This window comes from Aeromicrobium sp. 10G20-16 (assembly GCF_055809665.1).
The window spans coordinates 2,421,719-2,446,171 of record NZ_CM147919.1; the positions used below are offsets into that span (position 1 = coordinate 2,421,719).

The window sequence follows — 24,453 nt, forward strand, 5'->3', positions numbered from 1 at the left end:
GCCATGGCGCGGCGCGACCGACTGCTCGACGTCGATCAGCTGAGCGAGGTGCTCGGTCGCATCGATCTCGGCACGGCCGACCGTGGCGACCTCAAGGCCGCCACGTGGCACCTGCTGACGGTGCTGGCCGATCGCTTCCCGGGGGGCGCCGTCGAGGTGCGGGTGCCGCCGTTCGCGGTCGTGCAGTGCGTGGCCGGCACGCGGCACACCCGGGGCACGCCGCCTGCCGTGGTCGAGATGGACGCTGCGACGTGGATCGCCCTGGCGCGTGGTCGGTTGGCCTGGGCCGACGCCGCGGTGCGGGCGTCGGGCGAGCGGTCCGACCTGTCGGCGCTGCTGCCGCTCGTCGAGGATGCCGGTTCGTGATCCGGCGCGTCGAGACGACCGTCTCGATGCACGCTCCCTAGGCTGGACGTGCACACCCGGCCAGGAGGCGTCATGAGCATTCCGGATCGTGTCCCCACCGATCACGAGCTTCCGGAGCAGCACCTGCTCCACGCCGGCGACCGGCTGCAGGACTACGCGGGCGCGTTCCTGCGCGGTGAGATCACCGCCGCCCAGTACAGCGAGATGACCCTGGCCGAGATCAATCGGCGCGCCCCCATCGACCCGCTGCAGCCATTGGGTGACGTGCCGGACGAGACGGCCGACGAGGTGGCAGAGCGGGCGACACCTCCGACCGTTGCGCTCGCGCCTGCACCGCGCGAGCCCGTCCCGGCCCCGACGGCCGAGCCCCTCGCGGCGCCCGCCACCGCGGTCCTGTCGGACCGCGACCGGTCGATCGTGCTGGCGCGAGCCTTCGTCACCGGGCGGATCAGCAACACCGACTTCCTGCGACTGGTCAGGGACCGCTGAGCGGATTCCTGACGGCCTGTCTGCTATTTTCTCCGGGCATTTCAGGCGAATTCGTTGGGATTCGCGGCGTGTCCGATTCGCGCCGCGGGCTCCTCGTGGCGATATGGTTGTCAGGCGGCCCCGGTCCCACCCCTGGATGATCGGGGCCGCACCCGTGCCCGCACCCGCGCCCTCGTCAGACCTGGCGGTCCCGGTCGGCCCAGTACTCCTTGCGCAGGTCGCGCTTGAGGATCTTGCCCGACGGGTTGCGCGGCAGCTCGCCGACCACGTCGATCGACGTCGGTGCCTTGTAGCCGGCGAGTCGTTCGCGCGCGAAGGCGATCAGCTCGTCCGACGTGGCCGACTGTCCCGGCGCGAAGGCCACCACGGCCTTGACCGTCTCACCCCACGTGTCGTCCGGGACGCCGATGATCGCGACCTCGGCCACCGCGGGATGCTCGGCCAGGACCCGCTCCACCTCGGGGGAGTACACGTTCTCGCCGCCGGTGATGATCATGTCCTTGATCCGGTCCTCGATGAACACGAACCCGCCGTCGTCGACCCGGCCGATGTCGCCGGTGCGCAGCCACCCGTCCTCGGTCAGCAGCTCGGCGGTGGCCTCGGGGCGTCCGAGGTAGCCGATCGTGGCCTGCGGGGTGCGGAACCACAGCTCGCCCGAGGAACCGTCCGGCACGTCCTCCAGGCTGACCGGGTCGACGATGCGCAGCTCGGCGTGCTGCACCGGCTTGCCGGCGGAGACCAACCGCTCGGGCCGACTCTCGTCGCGATGGGCGGCGTCGTCGAGCACGGTGACGACGCCGCACATCTCGGTCATGCCGTACACCTGCTGGAAGTCGGTGTCGGGCCAGGCGGCCATCGCGGCTCGCAGGACCGGAAGCGGCATGGGCGCGGCTCCGTACCCGACCGCCTTGAGCCGGCTGAACAATCCCATGGCCTGCGGGCCCGCCGCCACCAGCGCGGCCACCACGGCCGGGACGAGGAAGGCGTGCGTGCAGCCGGCCATCATCCCGGCAGCGAGCAGCTGGGCGTCGACCTCGGGGACGATGTAGGCGGTCACGCCGACCGTCGGGCCGAGCAGGGTGTAGGAGCAGCCGCCGACGTGGAACATCGGCATCGCGACCATCATCATGTCGTTCTCGTGGTCGTAGACCTGGTCGCCGAGACCGTTGACGCAGTGCTCGACCATGGCCGACTGGGTCAGCTGCACCCCCTTGGGACGCCCGGTGGTGCCGGAGCTGTACATGACGACGCAGACGTCCTCGGGCGAGACCTCGGGGCGCCGGTCGAGCGGCTCGCCCGCCGCGAGCCAGGCCGCGAGCTCGTCGTCGGGCCCGCCGATCACGACGATCGTGCGTGCGTGCTCGAGGCGGTCGCGCACGAGGTTGAGCTGGTCGAGCAGCTGGTGACCCACGAACACCACCGATGCACGGCAGTCGTTGAGGACGTAGTCCAGCTCGTCGCCGGCCAGGCGCCAGTTGACCACCGTGGTGGAGGCCCCGATCTGGCAGCCACCCAGCAGGATCTGCAGGACGGCCGGACTGTTCTTGTCGAGGATGGCGACGTTGTCACCCCTCTCGACGCCGGCGGCCGCGAGCGCCCCGGCGGCCTGGCGCACGCTCTGCCACGCCTCGGCCCAGGTCCAGGTGCGCTCGCCGAACACCCAGCAGCGACGATCGGCCAGCTGGCCGGCTCGGTGCTCCAGGAAGTCGGGCAGGAACGTGGCGGACGGGATGTCCATGGGAAGAACCGACACGACGACCTCCGGGCTGTGACGACGATCACGCCACCCTAGACCCGGACGGGCCCGGCGGCTACGCGTTCTCGACGAGCTCGGCGATGCGCTCGAGCGTCCGGCGCATCGCCTTCTCGGTGGCGCGGGGCATCTTCGAGCGCTTGACCAGGAAGACGCCTCGCTCGTGGGTCAGGTCCCAGGTCTCGCTGACCACGGTACCGTCAGCGGTCGGCTCCAGCTCGTAGCGCCAGATGCGACCGCCGATCAGGCCGCCGAAACCGGTGGTCTGCCAGGCGATGCGCCGGTCCTGCTCGAACTCCACGACCTCGTTGACCGTGGAGTAGGAGGCGCCCATGTGCATCGACATGCCGAACTTCGAGCCGAGGGTCAGCGGCTCCGGATCGCCCTTGGTGCCGCGCAGCGAGCCCGATCCGTCGATCTGCTGGTGCTTGGTGGCGTCGGCGACGTAGGCGAAGATCGCCTCCGGCGGGGCGGCGATGGTGCGCTGGACGGTGATCGTGTTGGACTCCATGCCTCATTCGACCACGATCCGGGTCCGGGCGGGTGGCCACGGGCCCTACACTGAGACCGTGCCCCGCGGAGACGGACGACTCACCCACGAGATCGATCCCCAGGACGCCGGACCGCAGGACGCCTGCGGCGTCTTCGGCGTCTGGGCCCCGGGCGAGGAAGTCGCCAAGCTCACCTACTTCGGCCTGTACGCGCTGCAGCACCGTGGCCAGGAATCGGCCGGCATCGCTGTCAGCAACCGACGCCAGATCCTGGTCTACAAGGACATGGGACTGGTCTCGCAGGTCTTCGACGAGTCGACGTTGGAGTCGCTGAAGGGCGAGATCGCCATCGGTCACTCGCGCTACTCCACCACCGGGTCCAGCGTGTGGCACAACGCGCAGCCCACGTTCCGCCCCACCGCCACCGGATCGGTGGCCCTCGGCCACAACGGCAACCTGACCAACACCCACGAGCTCGCCGAGGTGCTCACCCAGCGCCTCGCCGCCCAGGCGTCGGACTCCGGACGCGGTGAGACCGCCACCTCCGACACGTCGGTCATGGCGTCGCTGCTGTCGTCGTACCCCGACCGATCGGTCGAGGAGGCGGCGCTCGAGGTGCTGCCCATGCTGCGCGGCGCCTTCTCGCTGGTGTTCATGGACGAGAACACGCTGTACGCCGCCCGCGACCCGCAGGGCATCCGCCCGCTGGTGCTGGGTCGCCTCGAGCGGGGCTGGGTCGTCGCCAGCGAGACCGCGGCGCTCGACATCGTCGGCGCCTCGTACATCCGCGAGATCGAGCCGGGCGAGTTCATCGCCATCGACGAGGACGGTCTGCGCACCGAGAAGTTCGCCGAGCCGGCGCCCAAGGGCTGCCTGTTCGAGTACGTGTACCTGGCGCGTCCCGACACCACCATCTCCGACCAGCGGGTGTTCAGCGTGCGCGCCGAGATCGGTCGTCGACTGGCCCGCCAGTACCCGGTCGAGGCCGACCTGGTCATCCCGGTGCCGGAGTCCGGCACGCCCGCGGCCATCGGCTACGCCGAGGAGAGCGGCATCCCGTTCGGGCACGGCCTGGTCAAGAACTCCTACGTGGGCCGCACCTTCATCCAGCCCTCGCAGACCATCCGCCAGCTCGGCATCCGGCTCAAGCTGAACCCGCTGCGCGACGTCATCGAGGGCAAGCGCCTCGTGGTGGTCGACGACTCGATCGTGCGGGGCAACACCCAGCGCGCGCTCGTGCGCATGCTGCGCGAGTTCGGCGCGGACGAGGTGCACGTGCGCATCTCCAGCCCACCGGTCAAGTGGCCGTGCTTCTACGGCATCGACTTCGCCTCGCGCGCCGAGCTGATCGCCAACGGTCTCTCCGTCGACGAGATCTGCCGCTCCGTGGGCGCCGACTCGCTCTGCTACGTCGACCTCGACGAGCTGATCGAGGCCACCCAGGTTCCCAAGGACAACCTGTGCCGGGCCTGCTTCGACGGCATCTACCCGGTCGCGCTCCCCGAGGACGACCTGATCGGCAAGCACCTGCTCGAGGCGCCCACACCCGACAACACGCTGAAGGTCGTGCAGTGACCGACACGTCGCCCGCATCGACGAAGCTCGACTACGCGGCTGCCGGTGTCTCGGTGGCCGAGGGCGATCGTGCTGTCGAGCTGATGAAGCAGTGGGTCGACCGGGCGCGTCGGCCCGAGGTCGTCGGCGGCATCGGTGGCTTCGCCGGGTTGTTCGACGCCTCGGCCCTGAAGTCCTACGACAAGCCGTACCTGGCCACCTCGGCCGACGGTGTGGGCACCAAGGTGCAGATCGCCCAGCGCATGGACGTCCACGACACCATCGGGTTCGACCTGGTCGGCATGCTCGTCGACGACCTGGTCGTCTGCGGCGCCGAGCCGTTGTTCATGACCGACTACATCGCCTGCGGCAAGGTCGTGCCCGAGCGCATCGCCGACATCGTCAAGGGCATCGCGCAGGCCTGCGTCGAGACCGGCACCGCCCTGCTCGGTGGCGAGACCGCCGAGCATCCCGGCCTGCTGGGGGTCGACGAGTACGACATCGCCGGCTCCACCACGGGTGTGGTCGAGGCCGACCGCCTGCTCGGGCCCGACCTCGTGCGTCCTGGCGACGTCGTGGTCGCGATGCGCGCCAGCGGCCTGCACTCCAACGGGTACTCGCTGGTGCGACAGGTGTTCTTCGGCCAGGCGGGATGGTCGCTGGACCGCCACGTGCCGGAGTTCGGCAGCACCCTCGGTGAGCAGCTGCTGATCCCCACCCGCCTCTACACCAAGCCCTGCCTGGCGCTGGCCGACGGCGTCGAGGTGCACGCGATGTCGCACGTCACCGGCGGCGGTCTCGCTGCCAACCTGGCTCGGGTGCTGCCCGACTCGGTGTCGGTGCGGGTCGACCGCACCACCTGGAGTCCGCAACCGGTGTTCGGCATGGTGGCCGAGCTCGGCGGGGTGGAGCAGCCGGCGCTGGAGCAGGCACTCAACATGGGCGTCGGCATGATCGCCCTGGTGGCCGCCGACGCAGCGGATGCCGCCGTGCGACTGCTCGGCGAGCACGGGGTCGACGCCTGGATCGCGGGCGAGGTCGGCGTTGCGGGCGAGCACGGCGCCGCCGGCACCGTCACCCTGGTGGGCGAGCACCCCTGATCGCCGGCGACCTCGATGAGTCCACACCTCACCGGGGGGTCGCTGCGTGGATCGGGCTACCTGCGGGTACGCTGGTCTCACGAATTGACTGACTAGTTCTGCGAGGGGGTCGGCACCTATGGGGCGCGGCCGTGCGAAAGCCAAACAGACCAAAGTTGCGCGTGACTTGAAGTACCGGACACCGGACACCGACTTCAACACTCTTCAGCGCGAGCTCCACGGCGAGTCGGGAGATCCGATTCCGGAGCAGTACCGCGACCTCGATCGCGAAGATCCAGCTGCCAGTTGAGACTGGTCACGACGCACGACTGGGCCTCGCCCGTCGACGTCGACCACCTCGCCGCCGTGCGAAGGCGCGACGGCGTGTGTCCTGACGGCACTCATGCGGTGCTCGAGGCACTGGCGTACGCGCTGGACGAGGCGTACGAGGGCACGACCCGGCACGTCGACGTCGTGCTGCACGGCGACGGGTCGGTCGAGGTCGTCGACGACGGCCGGGGCACCGACACGCGGCCGGACGACTCGGGCGTCCTGCGCGTCAAGCCCGTGATGGCCACACGTGACCTCCGGTTCTTCGACGCCGAGGCACCGCCTCCGCTGGCCGACGGCCTGCCTCGCCGCGGCATGTCGGTGGTCACGGCCCTGGCCGATCGGCTGGTCCACGAGAACCGGCGAGTCGACGGCGTGGGGTTCCGTGTGGCCTACAAGCGTGGAGTGCCCGTCGGGGCGCCCGAACCGCTGGCTGACGTCGAGGGCACCGGCACCTCGGTGCGCTGGTGGGGCCTGGGAACCACCCATCGGCTCGACGAGCTCGTGGCACGGGCGGCGTCCGGGTCGGTCGCCGAGGTGCGTGTGCGTCGCTCGTAGACTCCCAGCATGGCGCTCCACGAGGTCGAGTTCACGTCGCACAACGGCCGCGACACGGTGTTCGGATGGATCTACGAGCCGGTCGTGCCGGCCCGCGGGATCGTGCACGTCGTGCACGGCCTCGGCGAGCACTCGCGGCGCTACCTCCGCCTGATCACGACGCTGCTCGACGCGGGCTACGTCGTCGCGGCTGACGATCACGCCGGTCACGGGCGCACCGCCATGACCAGCGGCATCTGGGGCGACGCGGGCGACGACGCCGACCGCGTGGTCGTCGAGGACGAGCGCACCCTCGCGGGCCTGGTGCGTGAGCGGCACCCCGACCTGCCCTACGTGGTGTTCGGACACTCGTGGGGCTCGATGATCGCCCGCGGCATGGTGGTGGGTGGTGGAGACGACCTGGCCGGCCTGGTGCTGTGCGGCATCGCCGCGCAGATGGAGGGCATCGAGACCGTGCTCGATCGTGCCGCGCTGGCTGCGGAGCCTGATCAGGCCGCTGCGGCGTCCGATGCCCACGTGATGGCCCTGTTCACGGGGTTCCTCGACCGGTACGGCGAGGGTGCGGGGCCGACCGACTGGGTGGCCCGCGACGCCGACGTCGTGCGCGACCACGCCGTCGACCCCCTCAACAACTTCGGTGCACCGTTGTCCAACCGGTTCCTGCGCGGGTTCGTCGACCTGTACGACCAGGCGAACGGCGACGCGTTCTACGCCGCCGCCCGCCCGGACCTGCCGGTGCTGATCCTGGCCGGCGACCAGGACCCCGTCACGAACTTCGGTGAAGGCGCGTACCACGTGGGCAACCGCCTGGCCGCTTCGGGACATCGAGACGTACGGGTGCGCGTGTGGAGCGGATTCCGCCACGAGGTGCACAACGAGCCGCCCATCCGCGACGAGGTCGCAGCCGAGCTGCTCGCCTTCGCGGACCGGGTGACCGCCTAGCGCAGGTAGACCCCGCGCAGGCGACCGACGTCGCGCATGCGCTGCTCGGCGACCCGGTCGGCCGCGATCGACGGCGGGACGCCCTGCTCGGCCGCGTGGGTGAGCACCTCGAGCGTCGTGTCGTAGATCTTGGTCGCCTGGGCCTTGGCGCGGTCGAAGTCGAACCCTGACGGGTCGAGCTCGTCGGCCACCTGCATGACGCCGCCGGAGTTGACGCAGTAGTCGGGGGCGTAGACGATGCCGCGCTCCTCGAGTCGTTTCTCGATGCCGTCGTGGGCCAGCTGGTTGTTGGCGGCACCGCAGACGATCGCGGCCTGCAGGACCTCGACGACCTCGTCGTCGAGAGCGCCGCCGAGCGCGCACGGGGCGTAGACGTCGAGCGGCTCGCGCACGAGCGCGTCCACGGAGTCGACCACCCGCAGCTCGGGGTGGGCAGCGGTCATGGCCTCGACGGCCGGAGCCCACGGATCGGTGATCACCACGTGGGCGCCCTCGTCGAGCAGGTGGCGGACCAGGTGCTTGCCGACCTTGCCGACGCCGGCGACGCCGACGGTGCGGCCGCCGAGCGCGGAGTCGCCCCAGACGTGCTGGGCGGAGGCGCGCATGCCCTGGTAGACGCCGAAGGCGGTGAGCACCGAGGAGTCGCCGGCGCCGCCGTGCTCGACGGTGCGGCCCGTGACGTAGTCGCACTCGCGGGCGATGAGGTCCATGTCAGGGCTGAAGGTGCCGACGTCGCACGCGGTGAAGTAGCGACCGTTGAGGCTCTGGACGAACCGGCCGTAGGCGCGCAGCAGGGCCTCGGTCTTGATCTGGTTCGGGTCGCCGATGATGACGGCCTTGCCGCCGCCGAGGTCGAGACCGGCGAGCGCGTTCTTGTAGGCCATGCCCTGCGACAGGTTGAGCACGTCGGCGAGGGCCTCGGACTCCGAGGCGTAGGGGTAGAAGCGGGTGCCGCCGAGCGCGGGACCGAGCGCGGTGGAGTAGATCGCGATGATCGCCTTGAGGCCGGAGGCCTCGTCGTGGCAGAAGACGACCTGCTCGTGGTGGGTGCCGAAGGCTGAAGGGTTCTGAGGATTCACGGTGGTGCTCTCTGTGGAGGGTGGCGAGGCGGCGATGGTGGGCCGACTCATCGGGTGGGCCACGGGGTGATGTGGCTCACCGGAATGCTACCGCCGATCGTGCCGCTACGGTTCGCCCATGGATCTGCGCACCTTCCGGCTCGGTCTGCTGACCCTGGCCCTCGCGTTCACCGGCGCGTTCTGCGTCATCGTCGTCCCCGCACTGGTGACCGATGGCGGGGACGTCTGGGGCGGGCTGCTCGACGGGTTCGTCAACCCGTACGCCGCGGGCTACTCCACCGACGTGGTGCTGACCTGGGCGGTGCTGGCGTGGTGGGTCTGGCACGAACGGGCCGTCGTCCCGCGCGGCTGGATCGCCCTGCTGCTCGGTCTGGTGCCGGGAGTCGCCGTGGGGCTGGCGGTGTTCCTGCTGATGCGGTTCGCGCCCGGGTCAGCCGCGCACCCGTCGGGCCAGTGAGGCGTCCATCCGCCGGAAGAACGGGCGGGTCAGCCGGGTGGTGAGGCCGGGCAGGGCCGCCATGGCGATCTCACCGGCCACCCCGGCCAGTCGCGTCACCCGCGACGGCCGCGCATCGACGGCGCGGACGATCCATCCGGCTGCTCGCCCCGCGGACATCATGGGCATGGCGGCGTAGATGGACGTGGCGCCCGACATCTCGGTGCGCACCATCGGGAAGTGCACGATCGTCGTCGTGACGCCCTGGTCGCCGAGCTCGGCCGACAGCGACCGGGCGAACGACTCCAGGGCCGCCTTGCTGGCCAGGTAGGCCGAGAACAGCGGGATCGGGATCTGCGTCGAGAGGCTGGAGGACACGACGACGTGGCCGTGCCCCTGCTCGACGAACCGCGGCACCAGCGCGAGGGTGAGGCGCACCGCGGCGAGGTAGTTGATGGCGATGGTGCGTTCGTAGTCGTGCGCACGATCGGTCGACTCCGTGACCGGGCGGCGGATCGATCGGGCGGCGTTGTTGACCAGCACGTCGATGACCGGGTGGTCGGTGAGCAGCTGGGCGGCCACGGCGTCGCAGGCGTCGGCGTCGGTGAGGTCGACCGGATACGCGTGGGCGTGCCCGCCGTTCGCCGTGATCTCGTCGCACAGGGTGGTCAGCTCGTCGGCTCGTCGGGCGAGCAGGCAGACGGTGGCACCCTGGGCGGCCAGCTGGCGCGCTGCCTCGGCGCCGATGCCGCTGGACGATCCCGTGAGGACGACGGTGCGGCCGGCGATGCTCACGAGGCGACGTCTCCGAACAGAGCGGTGATCAGTCGCACGCACCGGTGCAGCATCTGCTCGGCGGTCTCGTCGGGGTGCTCCACCCACCAGGCCATCAGCGAGTCGACGATGCCCAGCCACACGTGCGTCATGGCGTCGATGTCGCGGTGGTCGGTGACGCCGCTCGCGGTCAGCATCTCGGTGACACCCTCCCGAGCCAGCTTCTGGATGCGCGCGGTGTAGCTGGCGGTGGCGTCGGCGATCGGTCCGGTGGTGGGCGCCGTGGGGTCGATGACGAGTCGCCACAGGTGGCGCTGGTCCTCGAGCAGGTCGAACATCGCGGCCAGCGTGTTGACGCCGCGCTGGACGCCCACGGCGTCGAAGCGAGCGACTCGCTCGATCTCGGTGGCCAGCAGGCTGCCGGCGCGTTCGATGCAGGCCAGGAACAACCCGTCCTTCGAGCCGAAGTAGTTGTAGACCAACGGCTTGGAGATGCCGGCGCGGTCCGCGACGTCGGCCACCGAAGTGGCGGCGTACCCGTCGGTGCCGAACGCCAGCGAGGCGATCTGGAGCATCTGCGTCTCGCGGTCGATCCGGGGCACGCCCTTGGTGCCTGCGTTCTTGGTGCCGGTGTTCGAGCGAGCCATGTCCACACCCTACCCGGAACCCTGACCCTGTGGTAATTTACTCCAGAGTCATATGAGGAGCGAGACGTGGCAGACCTGCTGGACCCCCTGAAGAACCCGCTCACCTACGCGGCGCCGTTCTTCCTGCTGACGATCCTGCTCGAGCTCGGCGCGCTGCGCTGGCTCGATCACGACGACAACACGACCGGGTACGCGTTCAAGGACGCGCGGGCCTCGATCTCCATGGGCGTCGGCTCAATCTTCTTCCTGACCGCCTTCAAGGTCGCCACGTTCTTCGCCTTCGTCGCGATCTACACGTACCTCGCGCCGTGGCAGCTGCCCACCGACACCTGGTGGTACTGGGTGCTGGTGATCGCCGGTCTCGACCTGGGCTACTACTGGCACCACCGGTTCAGCCACCGCGTCCGCATCGGCTGGGCAGGCCACCAGGCACATCACTCCAGCGAGTTCATGAACTTCGGCACCGCGCTGCGACAGAAGTGGAACCCGTGGTTCGAGTTCTTCTTCTGGTTGCCGCTGCCGCTGCTGGGGTTCGCGCCGTGGACGATCTACGTGGCCTTCGGCTTCAACCTGATCTACCAGTTCTACGTGCACACCGAGCTCGTCGACCGCATGTGGGCGCCGATCGAGTACGTGTTCAACACGCCGTCGCACCACCGCGTCCACCACGGCAGTGATCCGGAGTACCTGGACAAGAACTACGGCGGCATCCTGATCATCTGGGACCGCATGTTCGGCACGTTCACCCGCGAGGAGCAGCGCCCGCGCTACGGGCTGACCAAGCAGGTCGACACCTACAACCTGCTGCGCCTGCAGTACGGCGACTACGTCCAGATGGTGCGCGACGTGCGGAGCACACGGGGCCTCCGCAACCGGCTCGGCTACGTGTTCGGCCCGCCCGGCTGGGAGCCGACCGCGGAGCACGAGGCCGATCCGGTGCTGCCGCGGCGCTGGCTACAGCGCGCGGGTGATCCCGCCGTCGACCGGGACCATCGTGCCGGTGATGAACGAGGCGGCCGGCGACAGCACGAACGCCGCCACGCGTCCGAACTCCTCCGGGGTGCCGTAGCGGCGCAACGAGATGCTGGCCTCGTGGGCGGCGCGGGTCGCAGCGGGGTCGTCGGCGAGCGAGTCCAGGTGCACCACCCGGCCCGTCTCGATGCGTCCGGGCAGCAGGCCGTTGACCCTGATGCCGTGAGGCCCGAGCTCGTCGGCGAGGGTCTTGGCCGCCATCGCCAGCCCGGGGCGCAGCCCGTTGGAGATCGCCAGTCCGCCGATCGGCATCTTGGCCGACGTCGACAGCACGAAGGCGATCGAGCCGCCGTCGCCCAGCTCGGCGGCGACGCCGCGCGCCAGTCGGAGGGCGCCGACGAACACCGTCGAGAACGCGTCGGTCCACTGCTCGTCGGTCGCGTCCATGATCGATCCGGCCGGCGGACCGCCGACGCTGATCAGGGCGCCGTCGAGCCGTCCGAACCGATCGCGGGCGGCAGCGATCAGGTGGGCCGGCGTGTCGGGGTCGCTGATGTCGGCGACCACACCGGTGGCGTTGTCGCCGAGATCGGCGACGGCGGCATCGACCGACTCCTGCGTTCGCGAGGACACGACCACGCAGGCGCCGTCGGCGACCAGGGCGTGCGCCGTGGCGAGCCCGAGCCCTCCGGTCGCGCCGGTCATCACGTACGTGCGGCCGCTCAGTCCCAGGTCCATGATGGCCAGCCTAGGATGTGACCCAGGACACGACTCAGGAGGTCATCGTGCGCAGCACCATGCAGGAGTTCCCACTCACCATCGGCTCGATCCTGCGGCACGGCACGCAGGTGCACCACGACTCCGAGGTCGTCACGGCGACCACTAACGGGTCGCGTCGGATGTCCTACGGCGACGTCGGCCGGCAGGCCGCGCAACTCGCCAACGCACTGAGATCGCTCGGCATCACCGGCGACCAACGCGTCGCGACGTTCCAGTGGAACAACAACGAGCATCTCGTCGCGTACCTCGCCGTGCCGTCGATGGGTGCGGTGCTGCACACGCTGAACATCCGGCTGTTCCCCGAGCAGCTGGTCTACATCGCCAACCACGCCGAGGACCGCGTCGTCATCGTCGACGACTCGCTGGTTCCGCTGCTGGCACCGCACGTGCCGTCGTTCGAGACCGTCACCCACGTGATCGTCGCCGGGCCCGACGCAGCCACCACCGACCTGTCGGCGCTGCGCGACTCGGGCAAGGAGGTGCTGATCTACGACGAGCTCGTCGCCGACCAGCCGGACACCTTCGACTGGCCCGACGTGGACGAGCTCGACGCCGCTGCCATGTGCTACACCAGCGGCACCACGGGCAATCCCAAGGGCGTCGTCTACAGCCACCGCTCCACGTGGCTGCACTCGCTGTCGGTGTGCTCGGGCGCCATCGCGGGGCTCACCGCGCACGATCGGGTGCTGCCGATCGTGCCGATGTTCCACGCCAACGCGTGGGGACTGGCGTACGCGGCCCTGATGAGCGGAGCGTCGTTGACCATGCCGGACCGCTGGCTGCAGGCCGAGCCGCTGGTGCGGTTCATCGAGCTGGAGAAGCCCACCATGTCCGGTGCCGTCCCCACGGTCTGGAACGACGTGCTGGGCTACCTCGACACGCACGCGGACGCCGACGTCAGCTCGATCAAGGTCATCCTGGCCGGCGGGTCGGCCGTGCCGCTGGCGCTGCAGAAGGCGTTGCAGGAGCGCCACGGGCTGTACGTCAAGCAGGCATGGGGCATGACCGAGACCTCGCCCGTGGCCACCGCGGCCGGCATCCCGCTCGGTGTCGAAGGCGAGGACCAGTGGCGCTACCGGGCCGGGCAGGGACGTCTCGTCATGGGTGTCGAGGGGCGCATCGTCGACGACTCCGGCGCGGTGCTGCCACGCGACGGCGAGAGCGTCGGCGAGGTCGAGGTGCGAGGACCCTGGATCACCGGGGGGTACTACCGCTCCGACGACCGGGAGGTCGACGCCAAGTTCGACCGCGGCTGGCTGCGCACCGGCGACGTCGGTCACCTGGACGACCTGGGCTACCTGACGCTGACCGACCGGGCCAAGGACGTCATCAAGTCCGGAGGCGAGTGGATCAGCTCGGTGGACCTGGAGAACGCGCTGATGGCGCACGACGATGTGGTCGAGGCCGCCGTCGTCGGGATCCCGGACGAGAAGTGGGACGAGCGGCCGCTGGCATCGGTGGTCCTGCGGGAGGGGGCCACCGTCACGGTCGACGAGCTGCGCGAGTTCCTCGCCGGCGACTTCGCCAAGTGGCAGCTGCCCGACGCGTGGGCGCTGATCGACGAGGTGCCCAAGACCAGCGTCGGCAAGTTCGACAAGAAGGTCCTGCGCCGCCGCTACGCCGACGGGGAGCTGTCCGTGCAGTGACCCGTGCAGTGACCGGGAGGCGGAGCACACTGGGTCCATGAGTCTGCCTCCGACCGCCGATGTCGTCGTCATCGGCGGCGGGGTGATGGGACTGAGCGTGGCGTACCACCTGGCCGCGGACGGGGTCACCGACGTCGTCGTGGTGGAGGCCGGTGAGCTCGGTGGGGGATCGACCTCCAAGGCCGCCGGGGGTGTGCGCACGGCGTTCTCCGACGAGGTCAACGTGCGTCTGGCGCAGCGAAGCCTAGCTGCCTTCGCCGGCTTCGCCGAGGAGCACGACCAAGAGATCGACCTGCACCGCTCGGGCTACCTGTTCCTGCTCAGCGAGCAGGAGCAGGTGGCCGAGTTCGCCGCCGCCTCGGGGCTGCAGCGGTCTCTGGGCATCGACAGTCGCATGATCGACGTCGACGAGGCCTGCGACCTCTCGACCCTCGTCGACCCGACCGGACTGGTCGGCGCGATGTGGTCGCCCGACGACGGCCACTGCTCGCCGGAGTCGGTCGTGCTCGGGTACGCGAGGTCGGCTCGACGGCTCGGCGTGGAGATCGCGACCGGCTGCTCCGTGACGGGCATCGACGTGGTCAGCGGTGCCGTCCGGGGCGTGCAGACCGACCACGGACCGATCAGCGCCGGCACGGTGGTCTGTTGCGCCGGCGCATGGTCGCGCCGGATCGGCGCCTGGGCTTCGGTGGACCTCCCGGTCGAACCACTGCGGCGACACGTCGCGCTGACGTCGGCGATGCCGCACCTCGACGCGGCGGCACCGTTCACCGTCGACTTCGCGACGTCGTTGTACTGGCACCGTGAGGGGCCGGGTCTGCTGATGGGCCTGCCCGATCTGGACGACGCGTGGGGGTCGGAGCCGGCACGCGACCCGGCCTGGCTCGAACACCTCGCAGCGGCGATGCACCGGCGCATGCGCGGTGTCGACGACGTCGGCCTGCGCATCGCGTGGGCCGGGCTGTACGAGGTGACTCCCGACCACAACGCGCTCATCGGCCGTGCCGAGCAGGCCGAGGGGTTCGTCTACGCCACCGGCTTCTCCGGTCACGGCTTCCTCATGGGCCCGGCCGTCGGCGAGGTCGTCAGGGACCTGGTCATGCAGAGGACACCCGACATCGACGTGTCCGGGCTGTCGGTGAATCGCTTCGCTGGTGGCGTCCGCCCCGAGAAGCACGTTGTCTGACTGGAGACCACGTGGTCTGACTGGTGGCCAGGGCCGGGGTCGAACCGGCGACCTTCCGCTTTTCAGGCGGACGCTCGTACCAACTGAGCTACCTGGCCGTACGCAGGCAGACTTTACCGGATGCTCGCGCCATGCTCGCCAGGGAGGCCGACGGCAGCCTCCTGACGGTCACGTCGCACCGGGTCAGCTCGCTCCGGGGTGAGGAGTCGAGTCGGCCAGCTTCTGCAGCAGCAGCGCCTCGGCGACGCACACGCGCTCGAACTCGGCCAGGTGCAGCCCCTCGTCGATGCCGTGGGCGCGGGTGTCGGGGTCCTCGACGCCGGTCACCAGCACGGCGGCGTCGGGGAAGATCCGGGCGAACTCGGCGATGAACGGAATCGAGCCACCCATGCCCATGTCAACTGGGTCCGTGCCGTCCCACGCCTCGCGGAACGCGGAACGGGCGGCGTCGTAGGCGGGTCCGTCGGCGGCGACGGTGAACGGGTCGCCGGTCTCGCCACGCTCGACCTCCAGGTGCGCGCCGAACGGGACGTGCGCCTCGAGGTGGTCGACCAGTGCCTGCAGGTGGGCGTTCGCGTCACCGCCGGGCGGAACGCGCATGCTGATCTTGGCGCGGGCGCTCGCCGCCAGGGTGTTGGAGGCCGATGCCACGGGCGTGGCGTCGATGCCGATCACGCTGACCGCCGGCTCGGCCCAGAGGCGCTGGACGACCGATCCGGTGCCGATCTGCTGGACGCCGTCGAGGATCGACGACTCCGCTCGCAGCCGGTCCTCGGGGTACTCCAGGTCCGCTGCGGTGCCGTGGTGCAGGCCCTCGACCGCGACGGAGCCGTCCGGATGGTGCAACGTGGCCAGCAGCTGGCACAAGGTGGTGAGCGCGTCCGGGACGACTCCACCCCACAGGCCGGAGTGCACGGCATGGTCGAGCGTGCGGACGGTGACCTCGCAGTCGGCCAGGCCGCGCAGGCTGACCGTCAGCGCGGGGACGCCGATGTCCCAGTTGGCCGAGTCGGCGATGACGATGGCGTCGGCCCGCAACTCGTCACGGTGCTCCTCGAGCAGGGCCACCAGCGAGGGCGAGCCGGACTCCTCCTCGCCCTCGACGAACACGGTCACGCCGACCGGCGGGTCGCCGCCGTGGGCGCGGAACGCCGCAAGGTGTGCGACGAGTCCGGCCTTGTCGTCGGCAGCTCCGCGGGCGTACAGCCGTTCCCCGCGACGAGTCGGCTCGAACGGGGGAGAGGTCCAGGCAGCGGGATCGCCGGTCGGCTGCACGTCGTGGTGCGCGTACAGCAGCACGGTCGGAGCGCCGGGAGGAGCCGGGTGGTGCGCGATGACCGCCGGGGCGCCGCCCGCGTCGACGATCTGCGTCTCGTTGAAGCCAGCCTCCAGCAGGAGGCGCTCGACCTCGCGCGCCGACGCGTGCACGTCGTCGTGGTGCTCCGGCTGCGCCCAGATCGACGGGATCCGGACCAGGTGGTCCAGGTCGTCGAGCAGGGTGGGCATGAGATCGCGGACACGAGCCGCCAGATCGATGTCGGTCATGCCCCCAACTGTGCCCGACGAGTCACGTGGACCCGCTGACGAGTCACGCACGGTCACCGACGAGTCACGCACGGTCGCCGACGTGTCACGCACGGTCACCGACGAGTCACTCAGGTGACTCCTCGGCGCACCTGGGTGACTCGTCAGCGAATCTCCGTGACTCGTCAGCGGTCAGACGGTGCCCATGTCGTCCTTCAGACGGTGCGGATGGCGTCGTCGGCGCTGATGCGAGGGAGGCGGTCGAACCAGGCGTCGGGTCCGGGGTGGCCGATGTTGACGACCAGCTGCGAGCGCCAGCCGGTGCCCTCGAAGAACTCGGCGTCGACGCCGTCGCGGTCGAAGCCGGCCATCGGACCGGCAGCCAGCCCGGCGGCGCGAAGTCCGAGGATGAAGTAGCCGGTCTGCAGTGCGGTGTTGTACGTGGCCTGCTGGGCGCGCGCCCCGTCGTCGAGGAACATCTCGCGGGCGTTCTCCATGATGGGGAAGTGCTCGGCCATCCGGTCGTGGAAGTCGGTGTCGGCAGCGATCACGGCGACCATCGGGGCGCTGGCCGTCTTGGCGGCGTTGTTGCCGCCCATGTGCCGCACCAGACGGTCGCGGCCCTCGCCCGGCTCGACGAGCAGCAGGCGCATGGGCTGGTTGTTCATGGCGGTCGGACCGAGCTTCACCACCTCGAACACGCGGCGCACCTGCTCGGCCGACACGGGCTCGTCGGTGAAGGTGTTGGCCGTACGGGCCTCGCGGAAGAGGACGTCGATGGCAGAGTCGGACAGCAGGAAATCGGTGTCAGTTGCGAGGGAAGTCATACAAGTTTCAACCAACCACATTGACCGAGCCATCCCTGATTGCGGGGTGACTCGCGTCACGTGGCCCGGGTCAGTCTCCCCACCCCATCGAGAACACCTCGAACGCGGCGGCGTGCGTGGTCCCCAGGCGCTGACCGGTCGGGCGCGACATTCCCTCGAGGAACTCCTGCGGGTCGAAGTGCTCCCAGCCGAGCCCCTCGATGTAGGCGGCATGGGCCGCGAGTGAGGCGACGCCGCGGTCGAACGTCGCGGAGGTGTCGACGCCGTGGGTGGACTGCGGTGACCCGAACGCGAGCACCGCGCCGACCCCGCCCCACGGCTCGAGCGCGTCGTCGCCGGACAGCTGGTCGGCGAACACCCACCGATTGCCGGCGTCGCGGACGGCGTCGAGGACCGCGCGTCCGACTGCGATGTGGTCGGCCTGGTTGAGGTTGGTGCCGCCCCACGTGTCGCGGAAGTTGCCGGTGACCACCACGTCGGGCCGGAACCGGCGCACCGCCCGGGCGATCACCGACCGCAGGTGGACGCCGTACTCGAGCACGCCGTCGGGCTCGCCGAGGAACTCGATGTGGTCGACGCCCACCACTGCCGCTGAGGCGACCTGCTCCGCCTCGCGCAGCGGCCGGCACTCGTCGGGGTGCAGGCCGTCGATGCCGGCCTCGCCGCTGGTGACCATGGCGTAGCCGACGGTCTTGCCCTGGTCCGTCCAGCGAGCGACTGCTGCCGCCGCTCCGAACTCGAGGTCGTCGGGGTGGGCCACGACGCACAGGGCGCGGTCCCAGTCCTCGGGCAGGGTCTGCAGGGGTTCGGGTGTCATGGGTCGAGCATGGCCCGGTGTCCGCGAAAAGCCCACAGCGATCAGTGGAGACACGGAAAAACCCACGTGCTCGGACGAGCACGTGGGCTTCACGCTGGCGACCTCGACGGGACTCGAACCCGCGACCTCCGCCGTGACAGGGCGGCGCGCTAACCAACTGCGCCACGAGGCCTTGCAGTGCGGCGAACCGCGGACGTCACTGTATCGCACGGCGGACCGCCTGGACAAAACGGCCTCGGCGACGTCGGTCACGGTGTTCACCGGACCTTTGCGTTGCCGATGCGCCCAGTTCCGGCAAGACTGTCCTGAGCCTTTCGCAGGGCGAACCCGAACTGACTGCCTACCTCCAAAGAGGACCGCATGATCGAGTACCGCTCCATCGGAAAGACGTTCCCGGACGGAACCGAGGCGGTGGGTGAGTTCTCGCTGGTCCTGCCCTCGCGCAGCACCACGGTGTTCGTCGGCTCGTCCGGCTGTGGCAAGACCACCTTGCTGCGCATGGTCAACCGCATGGTCGATCCCTCGCGCGGGCAGGTGCTGATCGACGACGTCGACATCGCCACCAAGGACAAGGTCGCGCTGCGACGCAGCATCGGCTACGTGATGCAGCACGCCGGACTGCTGCCGCACCGCACCGTGCTCGACAACATCGGCACGGTCCTGCGGTTGAACGGCGTGGGCAAGGACGAGGCGCGCGAGCGCTCGCTGGCCATCCTGCCCACGGTGGGGCTCAGCGAGGCGCAGGCCGACCGCTACCCGAGCCAGCTGTCGGGTGGCCAGCAGCAGCGCGTGGGCGTGGCCCGCGGCCTCGTCACCGACCCGAACATCCTGCTCATGGACGAGCCGTTCGGCGCCGTCGACCCGATCGTGCGCGACGAGCTGCAGCAGGAGCTGCTGCGGCTGCAGCGCGAGCTGGACAAGACCATCGTGTTCGTCACGCACGACATCGACGAGGCCTTCCTGCTCGGTGACCAGGTGGTGATTCTCAAGACCGGTGGCGAGGTAGCCCAGGTCGGGTCGCCGGCCGAGATCCTCGCGAACCCCGCCGACGACTTCGTCCGCAGCTTCGTCGGCCTCGACAAGGGCGCCCGGGCGCTGCACGTGGAGGATCGCGACGGCGTGCAGGTGGTCGTCGACGGCACCGGCAAGGCCACCGGGGTGCTGGGCGGCCCCCAGTGACCTGGTTCATCGACAACATCGACATGATCCGCGAGCTGTTCGTGCGACACCTGTGGATCAGCGTGGTCTCCACGGCCATCGGATTCGTGGTCAGCCTGCCCATCGGCTGGTACGCCAACGAGCACCCCCGCATCCGTGGCGCCTCGGTGGCGGCCATCGGCGTGCTCTACACGATCCCGTCGATCGCGGTGTTCGTGCTGCTGCCCGGCATCCTCGGCACCGGGTTCCTCAGCGTCATCAACGTGCTGATCGCGCTGTCGACCTACGCCGCCGCCGTCATGGTGCGCACCACGGCCGACGCCTTCGGCTCGGTGTCACCGGCCGTGCTCGACGCCGCCTCGGCGGCCGGATTCTCGCGCCCGCAACGGGTGTTCCGCGTGGAGCTTCCCCTGGCCGGTCCGGTGCTGCTGGCGGGCCTGCGGGTCGTCTCGGTCAGCACCGTCAGCATGCTGAGCGTCGCCACCCTCGTCGGCGTCAGCAACCTCGGGTCGCTGTTCACCGACGGCTACCGACGCAACTTCCAGACCGAGATCATCATCGGCATCCTCGCCATCGTGGTCCTGGCGCTGCTGCTGGACCTCTTGTTGGTGCTGATCGGCCGTGTGCTGATGCCGTGGACGGCGACGTCGTCCACCGTTCGACCGCGCCGCAAGGCGGTGAGTGCATGAGCGTCGTGGGCGACACCATCGACTTCCTGACCGCGGCGGCCAACCACAGCGGTCCCGACGGCATCCCCGCGCGCACCGTCGAGCACCTGGTGTACACCGCCGAGACCATCGCGATCGCCGGTGTGATCGCCATCCCGCTGGGGCTGTGGATCGGCCACACCGGTCGGTTCCGCAGTGTCGCGGTGGGGGTCACGGGCGCCATGCGCGCCCTGCCCACGCTGGGTCTGCTCACCGCGCTCGCCCTGGTGGTCGGCATCGGGCTGACCGCGCCGTTGATCTCGCTGGTCGTGCTCGCCATCCCGCCGCTGCTGGCCGGCGCCTACTCGGGTGTGGAGTCCGTCGACCGCCAGACCGTCGACGCCGCGCGATCCATGGGCATGACCGAGCTGCAGATCCTGCGCAAGGTCGAGATCCCGCTGGCGCTGCCGATCATCGTCGGCGGCATCCGCTCGGCCGTCCTGCAGGTGGTGGCCACGGCCACCGTCGCCGCGTTCGTGGGGCTCGGCGGACTCGGTCGGTTCCTGATCGACGGGCAGGCCGTGAGCGACTACGCCCAGATGGCCGGTGGCTCGGTGGTGGTCATCCTGCTCGCCTTCGTGCTCGACGGCTTCTTCGCCGCCCTCCAGGCGCTCGCCACCGGGCGCCGACCCCAGTCCCAACCCTCCACCGTCTGACGACAGACCCCCAACAAGAGGAAGAACATGACCCTGAAGAAGATCGCCGCCATCGCAGCGGCCACGACCCTCGGCCTCGCGCTCGCCGCGTGCGGCGGAGACCCCACGTCGACCGACGGTGCTCCGGACAGCCAGTCGTCCGGAGACTCGATCACGGTCGGCTCGGCAGCGTTCCCCGAGAACGAGATCCTGGCCGAGATCTATGCCCAGGCGCTCGAGGCCAAGGGAGTGACGGTGCAGAAGAAGCTCAACATCGGCGCTCGCGAGGTCTACATCAAGGCGTTGCAGAACGGTGAGATCGACCTGGTGCCGGAGTACTCGGGCAACCTGCTCACCTACTTCGACCCCAAGGCGACCGCCACGTCGTCCGAGGACGTGCAGACCGCGCTGGGCGACGCTCTGCCCGACGGGCTGACCGTGCTGACGATGTCCGAGGCGCAGGACAAGGACTCGTTGAACGTCACGCAGGAGTTCGCGCAGGCCAACAACCTGAAGTCCATCGGCGACCTGAAGGGCGTCAAGGACCTCAAGCTGGGGGCCAACCCGGAGTTCAAGACCCGCGCCTACGGCATCCCGGGCATGGAGAAGTTCTACGGGATCACCGGCGTCACGTTCACCGCGATCAGTGACGGTGGCGGACCGGCGACCCTCAAGGCGCTGCTCGACGGCAAGATCGACGTCGCCGACATCTACTCGACCACGCCCTCGATCGTCGACAACGACCTGGTGACGCTGGAGGATCCCGAGAACATGATCGCGGCGCAGAACGTGGTGCCGCTGATCAACACGTCCAAGGCCAGCAAGACCGTCACCGCGGTCCTCGACGAGATCTCGACCAAGCTGACCACGCAGGACCTGCTGGACCTGAACAGCAAGAACCAGGGTGCCGACAAGGCTGCACCGGCCGACCTGGCCAAGCAGTGGCTCACCGACAAGGGCCTCATCTAGCGTTCCCGCTGAGCCTGACGTCTCGACCACGACACCCTGGCGTGTCGCGTCGAGACGTCAGGCTCAGCGCGTTGGTGCGGCTTCGCTGAGTCCGAACCGGTCGTGGAACCGGCGCATCGGCGCGGGGGCCCACCAGTTGGCCCGGCCCAGCATCGCCATCAGTGAGGGCACGAGCAGGGCGCGGACGATGGTGGCGTCGATCAGCACCGCCAGCGCCGTGCCGACGCCGAGCTCCTTGATGAAGATGATCTCCGAGGTCGCGAAGGCGCCGAGCGCGATCGCGAACAGCACGGCGGCGGCCGTGACGATACGACCCGTGCGCTGCACGCCGAGAGCGACGGCGTCGAGCTTCTCCGGCACCGGCGTCACGGGCCTCCTTGATGCGGGTCAGCAGGAACACCGCGTAGTCGGTCGACAACCCGAAGACCACCGCGAACAGGAACACCGGTTGCGAGGACTCCAGAGCCCCTTGGCTGGAGTAGTTCAGCAGACCCTCGAGGCGACCGTCCTGGAAGATCAGGACCAGGATGCCGAAGGTCGCGCTGATGGTGAGCACGTTCATCACGAGCGCCTTGATCGGCAGGACGACCGAGCCGGTCATCAGGAACAGGGCGGCGAAGGTCAGCACCGCCAGGATGCCCAGGGCGATCGGGATGCTGGCGCGGATCGCCGCCACCTGGTCGACCTGTTCTGCGCTGGCGCCACCCACCACGACCGGACCGGGCGCCGGGACGTCCCTGACCGCGCCCACGAGGTCCAGCGTCTGCTCGTCGAGAGTGGATCCGGCGGGCTGCACGTCGACCTGCCACGTGTCGTCACCGACGAATCGCGGTGGCGTCACCTGGGCGACGTCGTCCAGCGTCGCGAGGTCGTCGGCGTAGGTGGTGACTGCCGACTCGGCGCTCCGGGGAGCGGACACGGCGACGATGACCGGGGAGGACTCGGTACCGGTGAACTCCGAACGCAGCGTGCTGTCGACCGCCTTGGCGGAGGCGGAGTCCGGCAGGACCGTGGCGTCGACGCCGGTGAACTTCACGCCGAGGAACGGCAGGCCGAGCGCGACCAGCACCACGGTGCCGCCCAGGGCGGTGCCGACGCGGTAGCGCATGACGAACGTCGAGAGCCGGTACCAGAACCCCCTGGTCTCGGCGCGGGCGTCTGCCTGCTGTGCCAGGCGCCACCGTCGTGGTGCCAGGGCGTTCACCCGGTGCTGCAGCACCGCGAACAGCGCGGGCAGCACGATGATCGAGACGGCTGCCGCCACGAGCGCCACGACGGTGACCCCGATGCCCATCGAGTACAGGAACCGCAGCGGGAACACCAGGAGCGCGAGCCCGGCGCCGGCCACCGTGACGGCCGAGAAGACGACGGTACGCCCGGCTGTCGCCACGGTGCGGCGCACGGCCTCGGCACCGGGCCCGACCCGTTCCAGCTCCTCGCGGAACCGCGACACCATGAACAGCGAGTAGTCGATCGCGAGTCCGAGGCCCAGACCGGTGATCAGGTTGAGGGCGAAGATCGAGATGTCGACGACCTCGTTGATGCCGCGCACGACCAGCAGCGACGTGACGATCGTGAGACCGCCCACCAGCAGGGGCAGCAGGGCCGACACGGCCGAGCGGAAGACCAGCAGCGAGGCGACGAACAGCAACGGGAAGGCGATCAGCTCGGCGCGCAGCAGGTCGCTCTCCACCTGCTCGTTGACCTGCTGGTAGGCCGGACCGGGGCCGCCGACCGCGACGCCGTCGATGCGGTCGAGCTCGTCGCGCAGGTGCTCGGTGACCGCGTCGCCATCGGCGTCGGCGGTGTAGATGGCGGCCAGGTAGGTCTTGGAACCGTCGGTCGACACGAAGGCCGGTCCGGACGACGGCCCGCCGACGACTCGGCCGACCCCCGGCTCGTCCTGCAGCACGCGGGTGACCTCGGTGAGTGCCGCTGAGCGATCGGTGTCGACCAGCGCGATCAGCTGGGGTGCGGCGTCGAGTCCGCTGGCCCGCTCGATCCGCTGGACGGCCACGGCGCTCTCGGCGCCGGTGTCGGAGAACGAGTCGCTGTCGGTGTTGAGCAGTCCGGCGACCGGTCCGCCCACGACCCCGGCGATCGCGAAGAAGACGATCGTGACGGCGAGGACGCGCCGCGGGCGCGTGGTGGCGAGGCGTGCGAGTGCGGTGAACATCAGTACATCTCCTGGGCGGCTTCGATCGGATCCCCGAACAGGTCCATCAGGTCCAGGGAGGACAGGACGGTGAGCAACATGCCTTGGGCCATGAAGTCGCGGACCTCGTCGGCGGTGCCGCCGCTCAGCTGGGCGACCTCGCGCCACATGTCGCGGTAGGTGCGTCGTGCGACTTCGGAGATGGCGGGATCGGAGGCCGCCGCCCAGGTGTGCAGCTGGCACTGCAGCGATCGGGCGCCGTCGTTCATCAGCTCGATGTAGGCCAGGGCCATCGCCTCGAACGGCGACGTCTCGGGCCCGCGATCCTCGACCGCCGAGCGGAATCGCAGGCGCAGGTGCTCGACGTGGTGCTCGATGGCGGCGGCGATCAGGTCGGCCTTGGTGCCGAAGAGGCGGAACAGGTACGGCTGCGAGACTCCGGCGCGCTCGGCGATCGCCTCGGTCGAGGTGGCGTGCATGCCCGATCGGCCGTACTCCTCGATGGCGGCCTCGAGGATGAGGACCTTGCGATCGGCCGCCTTCATGCGGGACTGTGGTGACATGCAGGTAAGTTAGTGA

Annotated in this window: 25 protein-coding genes, 2 tRNA genes and 1 pseudogene; 15 read left to right on the plus strand and 13 right to left on the minus strand. The window is 69.9% G+C overall.

Translation table 11 applies throughout. The annotated features are described in order from the left end of the window. The first annotated feature begins 3 nt into the window (after positions 1-3). Together AC0L5F_RS12185 and AC0L5F_RS12190 are read left to right on the plus strand one after the other, a co-directional pair. Positions 4-366 (plus strand): sterol carrier family protein, encoded by a 363-nt coding sequence (locus AC0L5F_RS12185; RefSeq protein ID WP_473313655.1) that lies wholly within the window; start codon positions 4-6, stop codon positions 364-366. A 72-nt stretch (positions 367-438) separates the two neighbouring features. Further along, positions 439-855, plus strand: coding sequence for a hypothetical protein (locus AC0L5F_RS12190; protein WP_473313656.1), 417 nt, complete (start codon positions 439-441; stop codon positions 853-855). A 175-nt stretch (positions 856-1,030) separates the two neighbouring features. On the opposite strand, the gene AC0L5F_RS12195 is transcribed toward AC0L5F_RS12190, so the two are convergent. Then, positions 1,031-2,593 (minus strand): long-chain-fatty-acid--CoA ligase, encoded by a 1,563-nt coding sequence (locus tag AC0L5F_RS12195; RefSeq protein ID WP_473313657.1) that lies wholly within the window; start codon positions 2,591-2,593, stop codon positions 1,031-1,033. 73 nt (positions 2,594-2,666) lie between these two features. Beyond that, positions 2,667-3,119 carry an SRPBCC family protein gene (locus AC0L5F_RS12200; RefSeq protein ID WP_473313658.1) on the minus strand — a complete coding sequence of 151 codons (453 nt, stop codon included), beginning with the start codon at positions 3,117-3,119 and terminating at the stop codon, positions 2,667-2,669. Positions 3,120-3,177: 58 nt separating this feature from the next. On the opposite strand from AC0L5F_RS12200, the gene purF reads away from it, so the two are divergent. The 5 genes from purF (at position 3,178) to AC0L5F_RS12225 (ending at position 7,562) form a co-directional block, all read left to right on the plus strand. After that, the gene (gene purF, locus AC0L5F_RS12205; RefSeq protein ID WP_473313659.1) at positions 3,178-4,674 is read left to right on the plus strand and encodes an amidophosphoribosyltransferase; all 1,497 of its coding nucleotides are present in this window, start codon (positions 3,178-3,180) and stop codon (positions 4,672-4,674) included. Beyond that, complete coding sequence (gene purM / locus AC0L5F_RS12210) at positions 4,671-5,753, plus strand: phosphoribosylformylglycinamidine cyclo-ligase (protein WP_473313660.1); 1,083 nt, start codon at positions 4,671-4,673, stop codon at positions 5,751-5,753. Before purF ends, purM begins: the two co-directional genes overlap by 4 nt. Positions 5,754-5,871: 118 nt before the next feature. Then, positions 5,872-6,042 (plus strand): DUF3073 domain-containing protein, encoded by a 171-nt coding sequence (locus AC0L5F_RS12215; RefSeq protein ID WP_473313661.1) that lies wholly within the window; start codon positions 5,872-5,874, stop codon positions 6,040-6,042. Further along, positions 6,039-6,620 carry an ATP-binding protein gene (locus AC0L5F_RS12220; RefSeq protein WP_473313662.1) on the plus strand — a complete coding sequence of 194 codons (582 nt, stop codon included), beginning with the start codon at positions 6,039-6,041 and terminating at the stop codon, positions 6,618-6,620. The genes AC0L5F_RS12215 and AC0L5F_RS12220 overlap by 4 nt, the downstream gene beginning before the upstream one ends. 9 nt (positions 6,621-6,629) lie before the next feature. Then, positions 6,630-7,562, plus strand: a complete 933-nt coding sequence (locus AC0L5F_RS12225; RefSeq protein ID WP_473313663.1) for an alpha/beta fold hydrolase — start codon at positions 6,630-6,632, stop codon at positions 7,560-7,562. On the opposite strand, the gene AC0L5F_RS12230 is transcribed toward AC0L5F_RS12225, so the two are convergent. Next, complete coding sequence (locus tag AC0L5F_RS12230; protein WP_473313664.1) at positions 7,559-8,641, minus strand: Glu/Leu/Phe/Val dehydrogenase dimerization domain-containing protein; 1,083 nt, start codon at positions 8,639-8,641, stop codon at positions 7,559-7,561. The two genes, AC0L5F_RS12225 and AC0L5F_RS12230, sit on opposite strands and share 4 nt — an antisense overlap. Before the next feature lie 118 nt (positions 8,642-8,759). Between AC0L5F_RS12230 and AC0L5F_RS12235 the strand changes: the two genes are divergently transcribed. Continuing rightward, complete coding sequence (locus tag AC0L5F_RS12235; RefSeq protein WP_473313665.1) at positions 8,760-9,098, plus strand: DUF2834 domain-containing protein; 339 nt, start codon at positions 8,760-8,762, stop codon at positions 9,096-9,098. Here AC0L5F_RS12235 and AC0L5F_RS12240 read toward each other — a convergent pair. After that, complete coding sequence (locus AC0L5F_RS12240; RefSeq protein WP_473313666.1) at positions 9,072-9,872, minus strand: SDR family NAD(P)-dependent oxidoreductase; 801 nt, start codon at positions 9,870-9,872, stop codon at positions 9,072-9,074. The genes AC0L5F_RS12235 and AC0L5F_RS12240 overlap by 27 nt on opposite strands. Further along, positions 9,869-10,498, minus strand: coding sequence for a TetR/AcrR family transcriptional regulator (locus tag AC0L5F_RS12245; protein WP_473313667.1), 630 nt, complete (start codon positions 10,496-10,498; stop codon positions 9,869-9,871). Before AC0L5F_RS12245 ends, AC0L5F_RS12240 begins: the two co-directional genes overlap by 4 nt. A 222-nt stretch (positions 10,499-10,720) precedes the next feature. Between AC0L5F_RS12245 and AC0L5F_RS12250 the strand changes: the two are divergent. Continuing rightward, a pseudogene (locus AC0L5F_RS12250) lies at positions 10,721-11,179 on the plus strand (sterol desaturase family protein); the annotation flags it as partial. Positions 11,180-11,452: 273 nt separating this feature from the next. Here the strand turns inward: AC0L5F_RS12250 and AC0L5F_RS12255 are convergent. Continuing rightward, positions 11,453-12,208, minus strand: coding sequence for an SDR family NAD(P)-dependent oxidoreductase (locus tag AC0L5F_RS12255; RefSeq protein WP_473316191.1), 756 nt, complete (start codon positions 12,206-12,208; stop codon positions 11,453-11,455). A 47-nt stretch (positions 12,209-12,255) separates the two neighbouring features. On the opposite strand from AC0L5F_RS12255, the gene AC0L5F_RS12260 reads away from it, so the two are divergent. Continuing rightward, positions 12,256-13,896, plus strand: coding sequence for a fatty acid--CoA ligase (locus tag AC0L5F_RS12260; protein ID WP_473313668.1), 1,641 nt, complete (start codon positions 12,256-12,258; stop codon positions 13,894-13,896). A 37-nt stretch (positions 13,897-13,933) separates the two neighbouring features. After that, the gene (locus AC0L5F_RS12265; protein ID WP_473313670.1) at positions 13,934-15,082 is read left to right on the plus strand and encodes an NAD(P)/FAD-dependent oxidoreductase; all 1,149 of its coding nucleotides are present in this window, start codon (positions 13,934-13,936) and stop codon (positions 15,080-15,082) included. A 21-nt stretch (positions 15,083-15,103) separates the two neighbouring features. Here the strand turns inward: AC0L5F_RS12265 and AC0L5F_RS12270 are convergent. The 5 genes from AC0L5F_RS12270 to AC0L5F_RS12290 form a co-directional block, all read right to left on the minus strand. Next, a tRNA-Phe gene (locus AC0L5F_RS12270) sits at positions 15,104-15,180 on the minus strand. A gap of 85 nt (positions 15,181-15,265) precedes the next feature. Beyond that, on the minus strand, positions 15,266-16,627 hold the full coding sequence (locus tag AC0L5F_RS12275) for a M20/M25/M40 family metallo-hydrolase (RefSeq protein ID WP_473313671.1): 1,362 nt from the start codon (positions 16,625-16,627) through the stop codon (positions 15,266-15,268). 194 nt (positions 16,628-16,821) lie between these two features. Further along, positions 16,822-17,433, minus strand: a complete 612-nt coding sequence (locus tag AC0L5F_RS12280; protein WP_473313672.1) for a malonic semialdehyde reductase — start codon at positions 17,431-17,433, stop codon at positions 16,822-16,824. Between the two features lie 70 nt (positions 17,434-17,503). Continuing rightward, positions 17,504-18,250: a PIG-L deacetylase family protein gene (locus AC0L5F_RS12285; RefSeq protein ID WP_473313673.1), complete on the minus strand. Its 747-nt coding sequence runs from the start codon at positions 18,248-18,250 to the stop codon at positions 17,504-17,506. Between the two features lie 95 nt (positions 18,251-18,345). Beyond that, positions 18,346-18,422: transfer RNA gene (locus AC0L5F_RS12290), tRNA-Asp, on the minus strand. A gap of 188 nt (positions 18,423-18,610) precedes the next feature. Here AC0L5F_RS12290 and AC0L5F_RS12295 point away from each other — a divergent pair. From AC0L5F_RS12295 to AC0L5F_RS12310, 4 genes are read left to right on the plus strand one after another with little or no spacing between them, the layout of a single operon-like run. Further along, entirely contained in the window at positions 18,611-19,429 is an 819-nt protein-coding gene (locus tag AC0L5F_RS12295; protein WP_473313674.1) for an ABC transporter ATP-binding protein, read from the plus strand. Next, entirely contained in the window at positions 19,426-20,097 is a 672-nt protein-coding gene (locus AC0L5F_RS12300) for an ABC transporter permease (protein ID WP_473313675.1), read from the plus strand. The genes AC0L5F_RS12295 and AC0L5F_RS12300 overlap by 4 nt, the downstream gene beginning before the upstream one ends. Continuing rightward, positions 20,094-20,771, plus strand: a complete 678-nt coding sequence (locus AC0L5F_RS12305) for an ABC transporter permease (protein WP_473313676.1) — start codon at positions 20,094-20,096, stop codon at positions 20,769-20,771. The genes AC0L5F_RS12300 and AC0L5F_RS12305 overlap by 4 nt, the downstream gene beginning before the upstream one ends. A gap of 27 nt (positions 20,772-20,798) precedes the next feature. Beyond that, the gene (locus AC0L5F_RS12310; protein WP_473313677.1) at positions 20,799-21,719 is read left to right on the plus strand and encodes an ABC transporter substrate-binding protein; all 921 of its coding nucleotides are present in this window, start codon (positions 20,799-20,801) and stop codon (positions 21,717-21,719) included. Here the strand turns inward: AC0L5F_RS12310 and AC0L5F_RS12315 are convergent. Together AC0L5F_RS12315 and AC0L5F_RS12320 are read right to left on the minus strand one after the other, a co-directional pair. Then, positions 21,712-23,895 (minus strand): MMPL family transporter, encoded by a 2,184-nt coding sequence (locus AC0L5F_RS12315; protein WP_473313678.1) that lies wholly within the window; start codon positions 23,893-23,895, stop codon positions 21,712-21,714. The genes AC0L5F_RS12310 and AC0L5F_RS12315 overlap by 8 nt on opposite strands. Further along, positions 23,895-24,437 carry a TetR/AcrR family transcriptional regulator gene (locus AC0L5F_RS12320; protein WP_473313679.1) on the minus strand — a complete coding sequence of 181 codons (543 nt, stop codon included), beginning with the start codon at positions 24,435-24,437 and terminating at the stop codon, positions 23,895-23,897. The genes AC0L5F_RS12315 and AC0L5F_RS12320 overlap by 1 nt, the downstream gene beginning before the upstream one ends. Positions 24,438-24,453 lie beyond the last annotated feature (16 nt).

Excerpts from the sequence above, each read along its gene's own strand:
- AC0L5F_RS12295 (WP_473313674.1), top strand. The coding sequence starts at position 18,611 with ATGATCGAGTACCGCTCCATCGGAAAGACGTTCCCGGACGGAACCGAG.
- AC0L5F_RS12310 (WP_473313677.1), top strand. The coding sequence starts at position 20,799 with ATGACCCTGAAGAAGATCGCCGCCATCGCAGCGGCCACGACCCTCGGC.
- AC0L5F_RS12200 (WP_473313658.1), bottom strand. The coding sequence starts at position 3,119 with ATGGAGTCCAACACGATCACCGTCCAGCGCACCATCGCCGCCCCGCCG.
- AC0L5F_RS12215 (WP_473313661.1), top strand. The coding sequence starts at position 5,872 with ATGGGGCGCGGCCGTGCGAAAGCCAAACAGACCAAAGTTGCGCGTGAC.
- AC0L5F_RS12265 (WP_473313670.1), top strand. The coding sequence starts at position 13,934 with ATGAGTCTGCCTCCGACCGCCGATGTCGTCGTCATCGGCGGCGGGGTG.
- AC0L5F_RS12185 (WP_473313655.1), top strand. The coding sequence starts at position 4 with ATGGCGCGGCGCGACCGACTGCTCGACGTCGATCAGCTGAGCGAGGTG.
- AC0L5F_RS12235 (WP_473313665.1), top strand. The coding sequence starts at position 8,760 with ATGGATCTGCGCACCTTCCGGCTCGGTCTGCTGACCCTGGCCCTCGCG.
- AC0L5F_RS12195 (WP_473313657.1), bottom strand. The coding sequence starts at position 2,593 with ATGGACATCCCGTCCGCCACGTTCCTGCCCGACTTCCTGGAGCACCGA.
- AC0L5F_RS12225 (WP_473313663.1), top strand. The coding sequence starts at position 6,630 with ATGGCGCTCCACGAGGTCGAGTTCACGTCGCACAACGGCCGCGACACG.
- AC0L5F_RS12190 (WP_473313656.1), top strand. The coding sequence starts at position 439 with ATGAGCATTCCGGATCGTGTCCCCACCGATCACGAGCTTCCGGAGCAG.
- AC0L5F_RS12305 (WP_473313676.1), top strand. The coding sequence starts at position 20,094 with ATGAGCGTCGTGGGCGACACCATCGACTTCCTGACCGCGGCGGCCAAC.
- AC0L5F_RS12245 (WP_473313667.1), bottom strand. The coding sequence starts at position 10,498 with ATGGCTCGCTCGAACACCGGCACCAAGAACGCAGGCACCAAGGGCGTG.
- AC0L5F_RS12320 (WP_473313679.1), bottom strand. The coding sequence starts at position 24,437 with ATGTCACCACAGTCCCGCATGAAGGCGGCCGATCGCAAGGTCCTCATC.
- AC0L5F_RS12315 (WP_473313678.1), bottom strand. The coding sequence starts at position 23,895 with ATGTTCACCGCACTCGCACGCCTCGCCACCACGCGCCCGCGGCGCGTC.
- AC0L5F_RS12285 (WP_473313673.1), bottom strand. The coding sequence starts at position 18,250 with ATGACACCCGAACCCCTGCAGACCCTGCCCGAGGACTGGGACCGCGCC.
- AC0L5F_RS12275 (WP_473313671.1), bottom strand. The coding sequence starts at position 16,627 with ATGACCGACATCGATCTGGCGGCTCGTGTCCGCGATCTCATGCCCACC.
- AC0L5F_RS12255 (WP_473316191.1), bottom strand. The coding sequence starts at position 12,208 with ATGGACCTGGGACTGAGCGGCCGCACGTACGTGATGACCGGCGCGACC.
- AC0L5F_RS12280 (WP_473313672.1), bottom strand. The coding sequence starts at position 17,433 with ATGACTTCCCTCGCAACTGACACCGATTTCCTGCTGTCCGACTCTGCC.